Raw genomic sequence first — 18,808 nt, 5'->3', positions numbered from 1 at the left:
GTCAGCGCCCCGGAGCGAGGCGCGTAAGGACAGTATCGATGGCCAGGGGCAGGAACGCCTCCGAGGCGAACCGGGTCCGGACCGCTCGCAGCGCCGGTATCGCGTCCGCCGTCCCGACCTCTGCCAGCACTTCCACCGCGGCGCCGCAGACGTTCGGGTGGGTCTCGACGTCGAGCAGGGCCGCCAGCAACCTGTTCGCTGTCTCGGTCGGCTGTGCCCGCACGATCTCGGTCGCGAGCAGCCGCACGTCCGGGTCCTGGTCGCACAGCAGGCCCGGTAGCACCGAGGCTGCCGCGGCAGGCATCGCCTGGAGCGTTTCCATACAGGCGTTGCGCAGCCCTGCCTCCTCCGAGCGCAGATGCCGGGCCAGCTCGGCGGCGGCGGAAGCGTCAGAGAGGGCCAGTAGCTTGGCGAGAAGTGCCTCGCGGCGGCGAAGATCCTTCTCTCCTTCGAGGGCGAGGCCGAGGTCGTGCGAGGCTTCAGGACAATCAGGTTCGGAGACGGACGCGTCTTCTGCCCGGTGAGGTGGATCGCGGCGGACGAGTGGCATCAGTGCACCATTTCGAGGAGCGCGTCGGCGATGCCTTCGAGCGGAGCGACGACGGTGGCGCCGCCGGCCCTGACGAGTTCGCCCGGCATGCCCCAAACCACCGCCGTCTCCTCGCTCTCGGCGATCGTTCGGCCCCCCCGCGCCCGCATCCCGGCCATCGTCGCCGCGCCGTCACGGCCCATGCCCGTCATCAGAACCCCGACGAGGCGCACGGGTTCGACCAGGTCGAGGGCACTGGCGACGAGGCGGTCGACGCTTGGGTGCCAGGGATAGTCAGCGTGGGCGGGCACCGGCTGCACGACCAGCCCGGAGGGGCGGCGCGCGAGCGTCACGTCCGCGTCGCCCTTGCCGACGTAGACGTTGCCGGGAGCCAGCTGCATCGGTCGTGAGGCTTCTTGCACCCTCAGGGCGCACAGGCCGTCGAGGCGACGCGCGAGAGGACCGGTGAAGCTACCGGGCATGTGCTGAGCGACCACGACGGGCCAAGGGAAATCGGAAGGCAACCGCGACAGCAGGGCGTCGAGCGCTGGCGGCCCTCCTGTCGAGGTCCCAACAAGCACGATGCCTTCGGCCGGCCCCGACGTGGGCGGATGAGCAGATAGCAGTTTGGGTGAGGCCGGATGCGCCGGTATCAGCGGCCGCCGAGACGAGTTGCCGGCCGCACCCACGGTCCCGGCACGGATTCGCTCGGCGAGGCGCAGGGTCGGTCGTAAGCGGGCACGAGCAGCAGCACGCACCTTCTGCACGATCAGCGGACCGAGGCGGTCCATCTCCAACGAGACCGCCCCGCCGGGCTTGGCGACGAAGTCCACGGCTCCACGCTCCATCGCGTCGAGGGTGACCTCGGCACCGTCCGCGGTCAGGGACGACACCATCACCACCGGGGTGGGCCGGACCAGCATGATGCGATCGAGGCAGGCGAGGCCGTCGAGGCCCGGCATGTTGACGTCGAGTGTGATCACGTCCGGGCGAAAGCGGGCGTGCTCGGCCAACGCCTCTTCGCCGTCGCGGGCGAAGGCGACCTCGAAATCCCGTTCCTGCACGAACACGCCGCCGAGGAGCTTGCGCATCAACGCGGAGTCATCGACGACCAAAAGGCGGATCATCCTGTGGGATCCGCCTTGGTCGTTCGCCCGGCCGCCCGTTTCATGGCCGCGCGCACGCTCCGCTCCGTGCCGGCGAGCAGGGCCGACGCGTCCACGACCGGCAGGAGGCTGTCGTCATCCAGGGTCGCGACCCTGTCGACCCCGTTCACGGCGTCGCCGGAGAAGTCGGGCGCCGGTCGGATGGTATCGGCATCGAGGCGCAACATGCGCGAGACTCCGTCGACGAGCAGGCCCGCTGTGCCGCCGCCGGCTTCAAGCACGACGATGCGCTGCCGCGCGTTGGCCTCACCCGGCGGCAAGCCGAACCGGCGGCGCTGGTCGACGACGGCCAGCACGGTGCCTCGCACGTCGATGGCGCCGACGACCAGGTCCGGCGAACGGGGCAGCCGCGTCATGATCCCCGGGACGCGCAGCACCTCCCGAACCGCACCGACCGGCACGCCGTAGCTCTCGCCCGCGATTTCGAAGACCACGACCTGTTCCGTTGCACCTGCCGTCTGACCGTTCGCGGATTTGGTGCCGTGGGAACGTGCGGACGAAGCGGTCACGGTGGTTCCTTCGAGCAAGCGGTCGGCGGACAGCACGGAGACAAGTGCACCGGCTTCGTCGACACGGCAAATCGCATCGACGGCGGTCATGCCGCCGCGGCTCAACGATGACGGCACCGGATCGACGGCATCCGGTGCGAGCCGCAGGATCGGCCCCAAGGCATCGACGACAAGGCCGGTCTCCGCTCCCCCGAGGCGCGCGACCACGACGCGCGCGTCCCGGCCCGCTGGGGGCGCGGCGAGACCGAGCAGGGTCGGCAGGCTCAGGAGCGGCAATACCCCACCGCGCAACGCGGCGACGCCTAACGCCGCGTTACCTGCACGCGGCACCGGCACCACGTCCGGCGGGAGTACCAGCACCTCCGCGACCCGCTCTAGCGGCAGCGCGTAGCACCTCCCGGCAGCCGTGAACGAGACCAGCGCGACGCGTTCCGCCTCCGCCTCGTCGACGGCTTCGACCCGTGTGGATCGGACGCTTGCAGCAGGCGCCTTGGCCCGGCGCGGAAACGCCCCAGCGACGAGAGCCGGCAGATCCAGCACACGAGCGCTCCCGGACCCGTTCGCAACGGAGCGCCGACGAGATCTTCCGGGTCCGTCCGATTCGACGGACTCTGTGCCGACGGAGAACGCGACGATGCGGTCTACGATGAGGCCGACCGGCTCGCCGGCTTCCGCGACGACGACCCGCGTCGGCTCCGTCGCTGGCTCTATGTCGGGGTGCACGATGCGGCGTAGGTCGAGCACGGGCAGGGCCATACCGCGGAGGTTCGCCAGACCAGCCAAGGTAGGCGGTGCGCCGGGCACGCGCGTCAGCCTGGGCGGACGAATGAGTTCGCGGACGACGCCCGCGTCGAGGGCGAAGTCGTCCGGACCCAGTGTGAGGACGAGGTAGCGCCTGTCGCCCGTACCGTCAGCTTCAGGCATCCGCGGCCTGCAGCTCGTCCGCGAGCGCGGCGATCTCCTCGATGCTCGCTGCGAGGTCTTCGGCGCCGCGCGACTGTTGGCGCGCGGCGGATGCGGCTTCGCTGGACGAGCGGTCGGCCTGCTCCGCCGCGGCGGCGATTTGCTGCGAGCCCTTGAGGGCCTCGCGGGCCGCGCTGACGATGGCTTCCGCGCCTGACAGAACGTCGGCGTTACTGGCCTCCAGTCGGCCGACGTCCTTCTCCACCGACGTAAGGGTGGCGAGCAGCCCCTGATTGCGCTGCGCCTCGGCCTCGGACGCGGCGGCGACCTGCTCCAGCGACCGGCGGACTGCGGCGACGCCGTCCTGGATGTCGCGCACGGTGTCGAGGATGCGGTCGGCATTGTCAGCCGAGTCGCGGGCCAACGCGCGTATGTCGTTCGATACGACGGCGAAACCGCGCCCGCCCTCGCCAGCGCGCGCCGCCTCAATGGCGCCGCTGACCGCGAGCATGTTCACCTGCACGGCGACGAGGGCGATGGAGCCGACGATCTTCTCGATGCGGCGATTGTTGCCTTCCAGCTCGCTGATGCGGGCGAGGCAGGCGCGGGTTTCGCCGAGCGAGCGTCCCACGCCGTCGGCAAGGGAGCCGACAGCCGAGCGCACCTCCCTGAGGGCCGCTCCGATGCCGGCGACGCTCTCTCCGGCAGTCGTTGAGTTCGAACTGAAAACCGCGGCGCTACGCTCGACCTGGGCCATCGCGGCGCTGGATTGCTGCGCTGCGGCGCTCTGGATGCCGGTTCCGCGGCTGATTTGGTCGATGGCAGCGAGGATCTCGGCCGCCGCCCCGGACAACTCTTGGACCGTGGCGGACAGCTCCTCGGCGGCCGAGGAGACCTCTTCGGCCTGCTCCTGGACCGAGCCGCTGCCCGTCAGGTCGTCGGCGAGGCCAGCGAGCGCCTGCGCCGTCATCTGGGACTGATCGAGGGATTGTACCTGCTGCGCCACAGCCTGCTGGGCCTGTCCCGCCGCGGCGGCCTGCTCCTCCGCCGCGGCGGCGATCTGCTCCGCGCCGCGCTGCGCCTCCCGGATGGCCGTCTCGGCCTCGACTGCGGCGGCGAGGATGGCCTGCGAGCCTTCCGCCAGTTTGCCGAGCTCCGACCTTGCTTGCTCCAACCTCTCGGTCACGCGTCCGCCGACCTCGGCATCGGCCGCCGCGGTCCGGGCCGCGGCACGGATGATCTCGCCGACGCCCCGCACCTCCGTCCGGATCGCCTCGGCCAGCATCCTGACCTCGGCCGCACTTGCCTCGGAGGTTTCGGCGAGCGCCCGCACCTCGTCGGCGACGACCGCAAAGCCGCGTCCGTGCTCGCCGGCGCGAGCCGCCTCAATGGCGGCATTCAACGCCAGCAGATTGGTCTGGTCGGAGACATGCTCGACCGTTCCGGTGATCTCGCCGATGCTCGCGGCGGCGCGGTCGAGCTCCTCGATTAGAGTGACCGATGCGGACTGCCGCTGAGAGTTTGCCTGCACTGCGGCGACCGACAAGGTGATCTGGACACCAGTCTCGGCCAGTAGCGTCTGGAACGCCGTGGTCGACTGGCGCGAAGCGTCGGCCCGCTCGCGGGCCTCGGTCAGGCGGCCGAGGATGCCAGCGATGGCGGCAAGGGACTCTTGCGCGGCGCCTGCGGCTTCCTCGGCGCCGGAGGCGATCTGCTCCATCGACCGGCGCAGTTCCTCGGCGGCTGACGACGCCTGGGTCACACCTGCAGCGAGTTCCTCGGTGGCTGCGGCGAGCCGTTCCGCAGCTTTCTGCCGTCGGGTGCGGGAACGCTCGCGCGAGCGGCTAGCCGCAATCGGGATAGTCGGCATAGGGTTGGGGCCAGCCAAGGCAGTATCCCTGGGCTCGTCCTGCGACGCGAGCCGCGTCCTCTTAATCAGCGCCATGGACGGATCACCCGCGTTGCACCGTCCTTCCTGCCGGACACAGGGGTGAGGATGGTTTGGAAGTCGGACCCGTGGTTCTAAGCAGGCCCGCGGCTTGGTCAAGGACGAGCCACAATCGAGCCTTGACCGTTAGCGACTCGAATGTCCGATTGGGGTCAGGATTTCGCGTGCCGTTTGTTCGGCTGCGCGCCATAAGTCGACCAATCGATCTGGTTCTGCGAAAGTCCGCCGTTGTGGATGTCGCTGACCTTCGCAACCAACTCACAATGACGCAACCTTATCTCATACCGGTCGCGTTTCCAGCTCGACCGGAGCGCTCGGCGCTGCAGCCCCAGGTAGGGCCCGCTGTGGTACAACGACTCTATCGTTGGCGAACCCCGGATCAATCGGTCAACATTCCTGCCGACAGCGACGACGTGGCGACCCTAGCCACGGTACGCACGAACTTCGCGGGCAGCGGCCGATCCTCAGGAGCGGGGCGTGTCTTGCACGACATGGTGGCGGAAGGCGTGGCCTGCGGCCTGCACCGCATCGAGCGGATCATGCGCGAGAACGCCAATGTGGGCACGTCCGCGAAGGCGCGGCGAGCTACAGATGGACGATGGCCTGCGGTCCGCGGCTACCACCAACCTCCTTGAACCGCAAAGCGCAGCCGACGGCCCGAACCAGAAATGGATCGCCGACTTCACCTATCATGTGGCCGACGGAAGGCTGACTCTACGTGGTCGCCGTGAGCGACCTGTTCCGGCGGCGCGTGGACGGCTGGTCGATGCTGGCGAGCAAGACGCTCAACTCGTGGCGGACGTGCCTGTTATGGCGATCTGGCGCGGGGGAAAACCCGACACGCTGCTGCACCACGCCGATCAGCGCGGTCAGTATACCTGGAGTTACTCAGCACACGCCGAAAGGCTGCCGCCCGACGATCGAAACCGGCCGGCGACGGTGGGCATCCTTTTCGTGCCGTGCTTGGGCCTGCTCCGGGGCTGTTCTCGATATGCTCGAGGCAATCCCACTGAACGCTGATGCAGTCGAGCCACCGGTAGCAGCAACTGGCGGAATCAGGGTCGCTCAGCGTTCATCATCGGGGCGAGGACCGCAAGTTCCGCGCGGCGAGCATAGGCGAGCCCGATGAGCAGGATCAGCAGTGCGAGAGCAGGGACTGCCGTCACGACAGGATCGCCTACGTGCCAGTGGCTGCCGACAGCGCCGACCATCAAGATGGCGAGCAGTGCCGCTCCGATACTGATCAAGCCGCGAACCCAGAGCAATGCGGCGCCGAGCAGTTGCAGTGCGCCGATGGCGTACATGAACCACAGCGGATAGCCGAAGCGCTCGAAGCCGGCGACTTCGAATGGCGTCGCGGCGAACTTCATACCGGCCGCGACCGTGAATATGATGGCGAGAACTGCGCGCACAATACAGCTGCCGACTCGCTGTCGCTTCCACGTCTGATCCATCATTATCCCTTTTCCTGGCAACTATGCCTCGCTCAGTCGAGCGCCGAGTCATGCTTCAAATCGATTGCGACGCGATTGCGTCATGCATTTCAATCGACAAGCTCGGTCTTCGCCACGGGTTGAGTCCGGCGCGCCAGTACCGGCTCCGTCACCACCGGGAGTGGTTGCACGACGGGGATTGTCTCTCAGCCGCCGCCGAACGTGCAGCGGCGGCCGTTCTTCTGCCGAAGATCTGAAGATCCCGCGGCTGGATTTCGATCAGCCGCAGACGCGTTCGTAGCCGCCAAGCAGAGGGCTGAAGATTGCGCGGCAATCACCGTAATAGGAGGAGGGATAGTAATTTCCGGCAGGATAGTTCCAGCCGAGGCCCCCGAAGCGCTGGCGGAAGCCACGGTGATGGAAGCGCCGATGGTGGCCGAACCCGCCAAACCCAAAGTGCCCGTGACCGAACCTCCGGTGGCCGAAGCCTCCATGGTGATCGAAGCCGCCGTGGAAGCCCCGTGTCTGAAACCGCCATGGCCGAATCCGCGGGCATCGGCACTGGCAACACCGCCGGTCATTGCTGCGAGCGCGAGACCTGCCACCATCATCATCTTCGTCGACGTCGTCTTCATCGTGCCTCTCCGTGTTGGGGTGAAAGCACTCTGCGCCTGACGATGATCGGTCACTGTGACCCCGGTCACAGATAGACGGGGCGCTCGACTTGACTTGAATCCTATTGCGGCAGACCCGGATCGTGCTTCAGCCAAACCTCGATTGGTTGGGACCGTCCGCGTAGGGCCGCCATCCGTCGCTCGTCGAAGATGTCGCCCGGCTGATCGATGCCGGCGGCCGTCAGGAGATCGGCGCTGGCGGCGAGGCGCGACTTGGCCTCCGAAGCAACGGCGAGCAGGCGGCTCGCGACATTGACCGTATCGCCCGTCGCCGTGACGTGCTGATTGGTGTCGCTGCCCAGACGCGAGAGGATGGCCGGTCCGTAATGTGCGCCGATCCGCACGTCCAGCACGCGTCCGGCGCCGGCCAGCTCGGGGTCGCGCGTGATCCACTGGCGGGTGCGCGCGATGAGTTCTCCGGCTGCGCTCACGGCGTTTTCTGCCCGCGCAGGATCGGGATCAAGTGCGCCGAACACGACCATCGCGCCGTCGCCCATGAAGTTGACGACGAGACCTCCATGTGAAGAGGCGATCTCGTCCACGAGATCGTGGAACGTCTTGAGGATGGCGCGGGTGCGCACCGGGCCGAGGCGCTCGCTCTGGCCTGTGAAGCCGGTGAGATCGATGAAGAGCACCGGGATCTCGCGCGTGACGGGCGCAGCCAGATAGGTCGGATCCCAGGCGAGCCGATCCGCGAGCGCGGCGGGCTGAAGCTGGCGCAGGGCCTGCTCCGATCGCGCGAGCTTCACGCTCTGGCGGCGATCCAGCGTCTGGCGTGCCACCGCGCACAAGAGCGTCGGCAGTCCAGCGGCTGCGAGCGGCAGGGCGGCGCTCAACCAGATGCCTCGGCTGAAGGCGACGGCGCCCACGGCAAACCATGCCGTCAGGAAAAGGAGCACGAGGATGGTCGCCGGAACAGGGGGAGCCAGCGCGATCAGAAGCACGGCAGCGGCCGCGAGAACCATGGCCGCGAAGGCGTCGAGCCGCCGCACGCGCGCATCGCGCACGAGACCGTCACCTGTGGTCAGGTGGCCGATGCCGGTTGCCAGGAGCTCGACACCTGGCATCACGGGATCGAACGCCGTCGCAAAGGTGTCGCTGCCGCCGAGAGCAGTCGCGCCGATCACGACGACACGATCGGTCAGAGCTGCGAGAGATGCCGTCCCATCGAGAACTGTGGCGGCGCCGAACGTCTGGATCGTCCGCCGCGGCCCATAGGGACGCAGGGGAAGATGATAGCCGAGATCGAGCGGAATGACGGCAGACCCGATCCGTACCTGTCCCTCGCCTAGGACAGGATCGCTCCGGGCTGCCAGGGCCGCCGTGCGCAGGACGAAAGCCGCGGCCACACCCCCATCCGACTTGGCAACGAGAGGAAGGTGCCGCGGCACGCCGGTGGCGTCCTCGGACAGGTTGACCAGCCCGGACAGCGCGGCCGCGCCGATCAGCGGTATGGGGCGATGCACGGCGGCGGCGACCGGGATGCCGTCCTCGTTCGCGGCATCTTCGAAAACGGCTGCCGCCGCCAATACGGCAGGCACCTTGGTGAGGGCGGTGGCAAGGGCACGATCCGCCTCCGGCTGGCGCCCGTCTTCCAAGAACAGGACATCGACCGCGAGGGCGCGTGGGCGGGCAGTGGCGATCCTTTCGATCAGCTGCGCCATCGTCGCGCGCGAGACGGGGAAGCCTCCTTCTCGGCGGACGATCTCGTCGTCGATGGCGACGATCACGACATCATCGGGCGGATTGCGCGGACCGGCCAGCCGCATGCGCAGGTCCGTCATGGCCGCCTCGAGGTAATCGAGCGGCGTTGCCCGTCCGGCCATGTGCAGGTGGGAGAGCCAGCCGCTCCAACCAAGCGCGGCTACCAACACGAGGACGGCGAAGCGTTGATTGATCTGACGGGATTTCGAGATCGTCTCAAACCCCGGCATCAAACCTGCGGCTTTCACCGCCCGAAGCGTTCGAGCAGACCTCTGACGCGTTCCTGCGGCCAACGCCGCACTTCCAGGGGGCCCTGATCCGCATCGACATCAACGCCCTCACCCGGGCCGAGCGTGACGGACACAGCCGGGACGTTCCGGCGCGCCACGGCGACGCGACCGCGAGCTACGAACACCGCTGTTTTGGCGGCGGTCACATCGACGGCGTAGACCGTGCCGCGGACGGAGGCAATCGCGTGGGGCGTGAGGATCTGGAAGCCGCCCCTGCGGGGACGCGAGCGCGGCGGCAGGGTCACGAGAACGGCGCGGCCGCCGATCTCGGCTCCCTCCAGTTGCCCGTCGCCGTCCCGGTCGACGGGCCGCAGCGTAGCCGCTTGCTCCGTTTCGAGCGAGAGACCATCCGTGCAGTGCAGGACCCGCAGAGGCGGGTCGAAGCGTGTCGTTTCCGTGCAGCGCGTCTGAGCGAGGGCGGTGCCCGGGACGACGCCGGCCACGAACGCAGTCGCGACGCGCACCAGACGTTTCATGCGGTGGATCCTCCTGCTGCCTCAGATCCGTGAGGGCCCGCCGAGAGCCGCCAGACGCTGCGCGATCTTCACACGGACGCGTGAGCGCCCGAGATCGATGATGCCGGATCGGCGCCAATCCTGAAGGACGCGGTTCACGCTTTCCCGCGCCGCGCCAACGTAAGCGGCGAGTTCCTGCTGCGTCACCTGGATTTCTGCACCGTAATCCTCGGACAGCATAACCAGACGTCGCGCCAGTCGGGTATCGAGTGGAAGGAGCGTTGCCTCCTCCATGCGCTCGCTCATCCAGCGCAGTCGTCGGCACAGGAAGCCGATGATCCCCGACGCTAGGGTCGCGTCGTGCGCGAGGAGCCCAAGGAAATCCCGCCGCTCGATGACGAAGAGCTCCGTCGCCTCAAGCGCGATGGCCTCTGCGGTGCGGGCGTGACCATCGAGGAGTGCGATCTCGCCGAAGACATCGCCCGGCCCGAGGAGGTTGAGTGTCACCGACCGGCCATCCTCGGTGCCGGTGGCGATGCGGATCTGCCCGCGACGGATCGCGTAGAGGGCATCACCCGGATCGCCCTTCTGGAAGAGGATCTCGTGCCGCGAAACGCTTCGCGTCCTGCAAAGGCCGGCGATAGCCAGGATGGCTTCCTGACCCAGTTCGGCGAAAAACGCGTTGGCGGCCAGGAGCCGGGCCAGCCTGTTCGGGGTGCTCACGAGATCATCTTTCGATTCCGCCGACCCGGGCTCGTGTGCAAGACGCAAGTCCCTCGGCAAGCGACGCCTTGACGGTCAAAGGGCGTGCCTGATCCGAAGGGTATGATCGACACGCAGTGTTGGACACTGAGCGCAGAAGCGACGGCATTCGAAGCTCGTTCGAGCAAGATGGGCGCCACCCACAGCGCTGGACATTCCTTCGAGGACGAAGAGGACGTCACGATGTGCGTCCTCGGAGGGACCGTGAAGCGAGCAGTGATGCTGCGCATGTCTCGATGCGAGCGATCGCAGTGAAGACACGATCCCTCCAACCGCGACGGGAATGAACGCGACCCAATCGCCCCTCTGATTTGATAGCGACGGCAAGAGCACCCATCCGAAGGGCATCCATCTGTATGGATGCTATCATCTGCCTCTTCTTACAGCCTCGTGTCAGCACGGTGCCGCAACGTGTCGCTTCTGACCGGCCGACGTGTCCGTGATGAAGATCACAGGCTGGCGCGGCCAAGACGTCACGTCAGGCTCGGCTGGTAGACGGTTCGACGCGGAGCGACGTCTCAGAGCCTCAGCTTCGCCCAATGCGAGCACTCCTGTCACCTTCCGCGCCTCTTAGCGTTGCGCTCTCGAACCGAGTTAGAGCCGGATCCTGCAACCCGGCATGCGCGCTTTCCTCACATGGTCGGTATCGTGCCTCCATCGATGACGTACTCGGTTCCCCTAATCGAGGACGCATTCCGCGATACGAGGAACAAGATAAGGCTTGCAACATCCTGTGGCTTCGCGGGACGACCGACAGGTATGCCGCCGATTCTCTTCATGATGATCTGCTTTCCCCCTTCGTAATCCGTCCCCACTTCGGCCACGAGGCGTTCCGCCAACCGGATCGATGCGTCGGTCTCGGCCCACCCTGGGGAGACGCGAACGACCCGGACACGCTTGGACGTGACCTCCCTGGACAATGCCTTGCCGTAGGTTGCGAGTTCCCCCTTCGCTACGGCGTAGGCGGTCGTCGATTCCGGCAGCGGGAGTTGGCGCTGAATTGACGTGACATGTACGACCACTCCGTGCCCTCGAACCACCATGGCGGAGACGAGTGCCCAGTCGAGGCGGACCGCCGCCATCAGGTTCAGCCGAAGCTCTCTGTCCCAGGTTTCGTCGTTGAGCGCCGAGAAGCCGCCCGGGGCACTCGAGTCACCAAGCACATGGACGATGACGTCGACGCCACCGAGCGTCGCAGGCGCCGCTTGAGCCAAGTTGAGTCCAAAAGCTCGTTAGGAGGAGCCTGCTTCTGCTAGCGAGCCCACCCTCGAATGGCGGTTGGCTGTTGCAAGAGCTGACATTGCGCTGGCGCGGCCTGAACCGCTTCTCCCGACCCTTCTCGGGCCTTCGCAACGTCTGCTTACCGGCAGCCCATCCCGGCCGATGCAATCGAGCTTGGGCTGAAGCAGTGTGTCGGCTTTGGAGCAGGTTGCTTGGGGTGGCCGGCGTTGGTGCGTTAATCGTCATTTGTCGCTCAGATGGCCGGAGCGGCAACGATGCGCGAACAACAGCTGCATCGCGCCCGCACCTGACAGAACGTAGTACTTTGAAGCGTAAGAGGCGGACGATTGACGCACAGGCGGGGTCTGCTCCGCGCGTCGAGCCGACGGCATCTTGAATCATAGTCCGGCGGTGAGGTGCCTCCGGACTATGTCTGTCGATCAGGATCTATATGATGTCCCAACCACGCTGAGGTGACGGAGACACTCGGCGACGGCCTGCCGACCGGAAGCTGCCAGGCATCAGAAGCGCGCCTGCAACCGGACGCTTCCAGTATGGGAGAAGAAGTGATCTCCAACCTGCGACTGATACTCTCCCAATAGCTCGACACCGGCGCCGAATTTGACCTGCACACCGAGGCCGGCATCTCCCACGAGGTCCGGGATGCGTGAGGCCGTCGAGAACAGTCCGAGGCCGTTGCTGCCCTGGAAGCTGGCACGCCCAACAAACTTGTCGTCGGAGAGCATCGTGATGCCGAGCTTGCCGTAGGGACGGATCCAGCTCTCCGCGTCGATGTCGTAGCGGCCGCCGATCTCGACGTTGGGGCTGAACGCGAACAGCGACTTGTGCAGTTCGCGGACATCGAGGTTCAGGGCCTGCGCGCCGGTTTCCGAATAGCCGGGACTATGGGTGTAGAGCACGTCGACCTCAGCGTAGGGCCTGATGTACCAGCCATCGAACAGGAACTGGTAGCTCGCTCTCAGCCGGCCGGCTGCCGTCAGCACTTCCGACTTGCTGCGGGCAAGCCAGCTGCTGTTGCCGATGTTGATCGACCGACGGTTGTCCGACCAAGCGTAACCGACGTTCGTCGAGGCGGCGAACAGCCAGGGGCCCACCTGATGCTTGAGGGCGATGGCGATGTCGGCCGCATCGGCCATCGACCCGCTGACCTGATCGGCATCGCGCAAATAGGCCCGGGTGTAGGCGCCCGTCAGCCCAAAGAACCAATCCCGCGCGAACTCGGTCTGCATGCCGCTCTGGTAGCTCAGAGAACTCTGTCGGAAGCCGCCGTCGTCCGGCGTGCCGAACATTGCGGTCTGGCCCGCGGCCACTCGGCCCCACACGCAGTCGCCTTCCTGTTGCAGGGTGCCGGTCCCCGTGAAGGCGGGGCAGCTGTTCGCCCGCTGCAGCCCGGCGCGGGCGTCGGACGCGCGGCCATGCAGCACGTTCTGAACGGATTCGGGATTGAGGTCGTCGAGAGCGGCGGCGTAGCTCGACTTGCTTCGGACCGAGAGGAAGTCGGCGAACACGGTGGCCTGGGGGCGCGAGCCCACGTTCCACAGCTCCTGCAACGCCCCGGCTGCTGCGCGCTGGTCGCTGGTCAGGGTCATGCCGAGGGGGGAAACGAAGTTCGCGGTTGGCCGGAGGGCCACATTTTCTCCGGTCCGCACGATCGCCCAAGACACCGGCACGGAGTCGGACTGGATCGCCGTGTTCGGTGCATCGGCGCTCAGCGACTGGATCGTGCGGGCGGTCAGGAAGGTGTAGTCGCCCGGAAGAAGGCTTCCCATCACGTTCGGCCGCACCGTTCCTCGCAGATCGACCGAGCCGCTCACTTTTAGATGGTCATTTTGTAATGTTTTGTCGGATGCCAGGGCATCGATATCAATGAGCAGTTGGCCGCTCTGCGATTGGATGAAGTTTCCGATCACATTCAGATCAGTGACTTTGCCGGCACCGCCGACGTCGATGACACCATGGTTGGTCAGACGGCCGGCTGAGCCGAGATCGATAATTCCGTGCAATCCCGTGAGGAGGAGTGCTCCGCTCTGGCCAGGAGCGCCGTTCACGAAGATGTCGCCCGCGCCTGGACCTGCGCCTCTCAGATCGATGTCACCCACGATGATGCCGCGGTTGGTCAGCGTGTCCTGTGCCACCGAGCCGATGATCGCGCGTCCCGATAGGGCGCTGACGTTGCCGTCCTCGGAGACGGTGATCGTGTTGTTCGCGCCGCCGTCGAGTCGGATGCCAGCACCACTGCCGCTGCCGCCGCTGACGATGCCGTCGACTGTAATCTTGATTGTGCCACCCGTCCGGTCGGGATCGATCGAGCCATCAGTGCGCTGCACTCCACTTTGCGCAACGATCGCGTAGGCGTCCGCCCCCAGGCTCGCGATCGTTCCCTTCGAGGCGACATCGATCGCTCCCCCCTTTCCGGAGACTTCGGCGCGGCTCGTTCCCATCGCGGTGAAGTCGGTCCGATCGGACAAGTCGGTGACCCACCCACCGCCCGCGCCGAGGCTTTGCGCGAAGATGCCATGAGCCTTCCGGCCGTGCGTCAGCACGGAAGCTCCCCGGTCGAGGGTGATCTCAACTATGCCGCCGTCGCCGGTCGTCTTGCCGGCCGTTACGAAGGCCGGCGTGTTCTGCGTAGTGCCGCCGTATCCGCCGCCGCCGCCGATCGATTGCGCGAAGATGCCGTAGGCGGCGGTGCCGGCGGTCTCGACCCGGGTGCCCCCCTCGAGGGCGACGCTCACCTTGCCGCCGTCGCCCTTGGCGCCGCCTGTCCCGCCAATGCGCCCAGCCATCGTGGCGAGATCCGCCTGACCGTTCGTCGAGAGACCGCCGCCGCCGCCGATCGACTGTGCGAAGATGCCGAAGGCCGCGACGCCGCCGGTCTCGATCGAGCCGGTGCCGCGGACCGTGACCACGCCACCGTCCTCGGTCGCTCCGGTGCCGCCGACGCGGGCGTCGATGGTCGCCTTCTTGTTGTTGTCCTTGGTCTTGTCCTTTGCCTTCTCCGACGCTTCGAGGGCGGAAATCTCCTTGTCCACGTCAATCCCGGATGCGTCGAAGATGGCCTTCTTCTCTGCCGCCGTGAGTGCGCCCTTCAAGCTGATCAGGTTGTAGGGATCGTTGACGTTCAGGACGGAGACGCCGCCACCGCCGCCGATCGACTGGGCCAGGATGCCGTGGGCTTCGAGCCCATGCGTGGTGATCGATCCGGTGTTTCTGACCGTGACTTCACCCCCGCGGCCCCTCGCGCCGTTCTGGCCGCCCGTCACTGTCTGATAACCGGCAAACTCGCTGATGGACGTCACCGGATCCCAGCCGGATTTGTCGGCACCGGTGGTGGCCGTTCCGCCGCCACCGCCGACTGACTGAGCCAGGATGCCGAAGGACGAGGCTCCATTGGTGACGATCAATTTGCTGTTGTCGACCTCGACTTTGCCGCCCTCTCCGTTGGCGCCGCCGTCACCGCCGGTCGCGCTCTTCAGGTTGATGATCTTGCCGCCTGAAATGTTTGCGTTGCCTGCATTGCCGCCGCCGCCGCCGATCGACTGTGCGAAGATGGCCGATGCAGAATTGCCATAGGTCGTCAGGTTTCCGGCATTGGTGACAGTGACGTCGCCACCCTTGCCGCCTGCTCCGCCCGCTCCGCCGAGCGCGGTGTTGTACGAGACGGAGAACGGAATCTCGGGCTTGTAGTCCCGCTCGCTGAGAAACTTCGGCATGATGGCGCCCCCGCCGACGGAGGAAGACGAGCGGAAGAGGTCGTCGAGTAACTTCCAGCCTAGCATCATCCCGGTTCCGATAAACTTGCCGGTATCCTTTGCGAGTTCGCTCTTGAAGGAATCGCCGGCCGAACTGGAGGCCGAGCCGCCGCTGCCACCGCCGCCGCCGACGGATTGCACCTGGATCGCGTAGGCGCCGTCACGGAACGTGTCGACTGCGCCGGTGTTGCGCACGATCAGGTCACCGCCATTGCCGGCCGTACCGCCCTTGCCGCCGACGACCTGGCTCAACTGCACCTTGTTCGATGGTTCGGCCATGCCGATGGGGGCCGCGCCGCCGCCGCCGCCGATGCTCTGGGCGAAGATGCCGCGGGCATCCGCCCCCCAGGTCCGGATGCTTCCGGCATTCGTGAGGTCGAGGCTGCCCGCATCGCTGCCCTTTCCGCCACTGCCGCCGACGACGCCGTTGATGGACATCGTCTTCGGCTTCACCGGGAGCAGGCCGATCACCGTGTCGCCGCCGCCGATCCCGAGATCGGCCGCCTTGATGCCGGTGATCGTCTTGACCTCGCCGGATCCGCCCGCGCCGCCGCCGCCGCCGACGCTCATCGCGTGGATGCCGTTCGCCGCGTAGCCCTGGGTCTCGATCGCACCGGTGTTGGTGAGCTCGACACGTCCGCCCTTGTTGCCGCTGCCGCCGGTCCCGCCGAGAACCCCGTTGATCGCCATCGCGTAGCCCTTGCCGACGGCCCGCTGCATCACGTCGGCGCTGCCGCCCACACCGCCGCCGCCGCCGATGCTGTAGGCGGCAATGCCGGCGGCCTGCGACCCGGTGGTGACGATCTCGCCGGAATTGGTGACCTTCACCGTGTCCGCGGTGCCGCCGGCCCCGCCGCTGCCTCCGAGCGCGGTGTTGACCGAAATCGACAGGACGTCGTCCTTGCCCTTCTCGCTGCCCGTCACCGACAGGCTGAAGGTGTCGGCGAGGCCGCCGGAGCCGCCGCCGCCACCGACGCTCAAGGCCAGGATGCCGGCGGCGTCGCCGCCGCCGGTCCGCACCGAGCCGGAATTCGTGACCTCGACCCGACCACCGGTGGCGCCCTCTCCGCCGACGCCGCCCTGCGCCGAGGCGACGACGATGTTGATGGGGCCGAGTTTGGGAACGGAAGCGCCGATGGCGGTAGCGATCGAGGCCCCGCCGACACCGCCGCCGCCTCCGATGCTCAGCGCTTCGATGCCGTAGGAACGGGACCCCTGAGTGGTGATGTCGGCGGCGTTGTCGACGTCGACCTTGCCGGCACTGTTGCCCTTTCCGCCGGATCCGCCGTTCGACGTCGCGACGGTGATGACGAGGCCGGCTGCACGTGACACGGCATCACCGCCGATTCCGCCGCCGCCGCCGATCGACTGGGCCAGGATGGCGGCAGCCTCATCACCCTTCGTCTCAATCGTCACGGGATCGCCGTTGGTCGTCCTCGCCTTCGTCGTGACGCTGACGTCCTGCCCCTTGCCGCCGATGCCGCCGTCACCGCCGAGCGCGACGTCGAAAAAGAAGCCGAACGCCTGGGCTTTTCCACCGCCACCACCGCCGCCGCCGATGCTCTGGGCCAGAACACCGTAGGCCTTGTTGCCAGCCGTCAGAATAGATCCGTCGTTCATGACATCAACTTTGCCGCCGATGCCGCCTTGCCCGCCGGCGCCGCCTGATCCGAAGAACAAGCCGGCGCCGAAACCGCCGGCTCCGCCGCCGGAGCGCTCCTTCACCGGAACGACTTGGAGTGCGTCGAGGGGTTTGCCGCCTCCGATGCTCTGCGCGATCACGCCGATTGCGCCGAGACCGCCGGTCTCGATCGTTCCATGGTTCGTGACTTTGACGGCGCCGCCGTTGCCGGCATCACCGCCGTCGCCCCCACTGAAGCTCGCGCCGCCGCCCTGGCCGCCCTTGCCGCCGACGGATTGAGCGAGCACGCCGAAGGCGTACTGGCCGGATGTCTTGATGCTGCCGTCGTTGGTGGCAGTCACGGAGGCGGCATCCCCACCCTTCTCGCCGGGTCGACCGCCTCCGGTCGTGTTCTGCTCACCGCCAGTTCCGCCGACGCTCTGCACGAGTGCGCCGATGGCGTGGTCGCCCGTCGTCTCGATGCGTCCGCCATTGGTGAGGGTAGCCCTGCCGGCCGATCCGCCCTTCGTCACGAAGGGATTGCTGTAGAAGGTCCCGCTGCCGCGGACGGAGCCCGCCCCGCCGAGGGACTCGACAATGACGGCCGTCGCCCCTTTTCCGGTCGTGGACACGCCGCCGGACGGCAGGATCTCCAGGGTCACATCGCCGCTTGCGCCGCCCTTCTTGGCCTCCGTTTTCGATGCGTCGGTTCCACCATTGCCCGCGTTTCCACCGATCGAGCTGACGCGAACCCCGAGGAACGAGGCTCCCTCCGTCGAAACGGTGGACGACAGCGTCAGGCCGACCGATCCGGCCGACCCGCCACCCCCGACATCCTTCTGCGCTCCACCGCCGTTGCCACCCTGCGAATAGACCCGGATGCGAGGCGCGGCGGATTTCTGATCGCCCCGGCCTGACACTTGATCGGCGAGCGAGACGGTAACGTTGCCAGCGGGGCCACCATCAGCTCCGGGCACCGAGGCGGTGCCGCTGGCATCGCCCGAGCCGCCGTCGCCACCTTTCGATCCCATCTCGATGGTGCTTGCGGGATCCTTCTGGGCGGCACTGACGTCGACATCGGCGAGATTGACGTTGCCACCCGGCTTGCCAGCGATCGCATCCCTTGCCCAGAAGCCGAAGATGCCAGCGCTTCCATTCGGCCCCTTCTCCCCCCGAGACACGGATGGGGTCGGCCGATCTGCCGCAACCGCCGGCAAGACGACGGCCATCGCAAGGATGCTGACACCAGCGAGCAATGCCAGACGCTTCTCGTGGAGGACCGGCGCGGCCTGCGACGAGGACGTCGAAGCGAAAACGGATGACATCTTTGCGACTCTTGAGACCGGCGACCGCGCGATTGCAGATCAGCCGACGAGCTAAGGAGAGGCTCGTTCCCAGGACTGGGTAACGTACCGACCTTCAGCTCTGACAAAACTGGTTAATGAATGATTAATCTGAAACACACCTATCGAAGAAGGTGCATGTTCTGTGTCCGCAAAAGCATAGTTGAGCGAAGCCGGCGCCTTATTTCTTATATTTGCAATATTCAGAAAATCGAGTGCAATGCGTGGGATATGGCCAGTTCAGGCAGGCCGATAGGAAAAAATGGCCGCGGCCGCTCCAAGCAATCACTTTTACGGCCAGATATTCCAGTCGCACGTCATCTGTGTTTTCAGAATGCAAAGTGATTTTTTGCTCCTCATCGTAGTAATTTCGATACTCTTTGACTAATAATTCATTCTAATTGAGATTTCAATAGTTCGTCTTCGCGAGTTTAGCAATATTTGCTGTATTTTCCTGCTGAATTTTATTGATTTGTC

The 18,808-nt window shown here is 66.5% G+C and carries 10 protein-coding genes and 2 pseudogenes; 1 reads left to right on the top strand and 11 read right to left on the bottom strand.

Annotated elements, in window-relative coordinates; translation table 11 throughout:
* Position 1 precedes the first annotated feature (1 nt).
* Genes FHU13_RS07460 through FHU13_RS07445 form a run of 4 tightly spaced genes read right to left on the bottom strand, consistent with a single transcriptional unit; the run spans position 2 to position 5,154 of the window.
* Positions 2-550 carry a HEAT repeat domain-containing protein gene (locus tag FHU13_RS07460; RefSeq protein ID WP_183435236.1) on the bottom strand — a complete coding sequence of 183 codons (549 nt, stop codon included), beginning with the start codon at positions 548-550 and terminating at the stop codon, positions 2-4.
* A complete protein-coding gene (gene cheB, locus FHU13_RS07455; RefSeq protein WP_183435235.1) occupies positions 550-1,656 on the bottom strand; it encodes a chemotaxis-specific protein-glutamate methyltransferase CheB in 1,107 nt (368 codons plus the stop codon). Before cheB ends, FHU13_RS07460 begins: the two co-directional genes overlap by 1 nt.
* Complete coding sequence (locus tag FHU13_RS07450; RefSeq protein WP_183435234.1) at positions 1,653-3,128, bottom strand: chemotaxis protein CheW; 1,476 nt, start codon at positions 3,126-3,128, stop codon at positions 1,653-1,655. Before FHU13_RS07450 ends, cheB begins: the two co-directional genes overlap by 4 nt.
* Positions 3,121-5,154 (bottom strand): methyl-accepting chemotaxis protein, encoded by a 2,034-nt coding sequence (locus FHU13_RS07445; protein ID WP_246714538.1) that lies wholly within the window; start codon positions 5,152-5,154, stop codon positions 3,121-3,123. Before FHU13_RS07445 ends, FHU13_RS07450 begins: the two co-directional genes overlap by 8 nt.
* A 308-nt stretch (positions 5,155-5,462) precedes the next feature.
* Here FHU13_RS07445 and FHU13_RS27605 point away from each other — a divergent pair.
* Positions 5,463-5,934, top strand: a pseudogene (locus FHU13_RS27605) (DDE-type integrase/transposase/recombinase); the annotation flags it as partial.
* A gap of 176 nt (positions 5,935-6,110) precedes the next feature.
* Here FHU13_RS27605 and FHU13_RS07435 read toward each other — a convergent pair.
* The 7 genes and pseudogenes from FHU13_RS07435 to FHU13_RS07405 all read right to left on the bottom strand — a co-directional run bounded on the left by FHU13_RS07435 (position 6,111) and on the right by FHU13_RS07405 (position 18,169).
* Positions 6,111-6,512 carry a DoxX family protein gene (locus FHU13_RS07435; RefSeq protein WP_312889565.1) on the bottom strand — a complete coding sequence of 134 codons (402 nt, stop codon included), beginning with the start codon at positions 6,510-6,512 and terminating at the stop codon, positions 6,111-6,113.
* Positions 6,513-6,694: 182 nt separating this feature from the next.
* Positions 6,695-7,123, bottom strand: a complete 429-nt coding sequence (locus FHU13_RS07430) for a hypothetical protein (RefSeq protein ID WP_246714537.1) — start codon at positions 7,121-7,123, stop codon at positions 6,695-6,697.
* A 101-nt stretch (positions 7,124-7,224) separates the two neighbouring features.
* Positions 7,225-9,096 (bottom strand): CHASE2 domain-containing protein, encoded by a 1,872-nt coding sequence (locus FHU13_RS07425; protein ID WP_183435232.1) that lies wholly within the window; start codon positions 9,094-9,096, stop codon positions 7,225-7,227.
* Between the two features lie 14 nt (positions 9,097-9,110).
* On the bottom strand, positions 9,111-9,632 hold the full coding sequence (locus FHU13_RS07420; RefSeq protein ID WP_183435231.1) for a FecR domain-containing protein: 522 nt from the start codon (positions 9,630-9,632) through the stop codon (positions 9,111-9,113).
* A 21-nt stretch (positions 9,633-9,653) separates the two neighbouring features.
* Complete coding sequence (locus FHU13_RS07415; protein WP_183435230.1) at positions 9,654-10,334, bottom strand: Crp/Fnr family transcriptional regulator; 681 nt, start codon at positions 10,332-10,334, stop codon at positions 9,654-9,656.
* A gap of 671 nt (positions 10,335-11,005) precedes the next feature.
* Positions 11,006-11,587 (bottom strand): annotated as a pseudogene (locus FHU13_RS07410) (oxidoreductase); the annotation flags it as partial.
* Between the two features lie 528 nt (positions 11,588-12,115).
* Entirely contained in the window at positions 12,116-18,169 is a 6,054-nt protein-coding gene (locus tag FHU13_RS07405; RefSeq protein ID WP_183435228.1) for an autotransporter outer membrane beta-barrel domain-containing protein, read from the bottom strand.
* Between the last annotated feature and the right edge of the window lie 639 nt (positions 18,170-18,808).

Source organism: Methylobacterium sp. R2-1, from assembly GCF_014191355.1.
In the GTDB taxonomy this organism is placed as follows: Bacteria; Pseudomonadota; Alphaproteobacteria; order Rhizobiales; family Beijerinckiaceae; genus Methylobacterium.
This window is presented reverse-complemented; position numbering and strand designations above follow the sequence as displayed.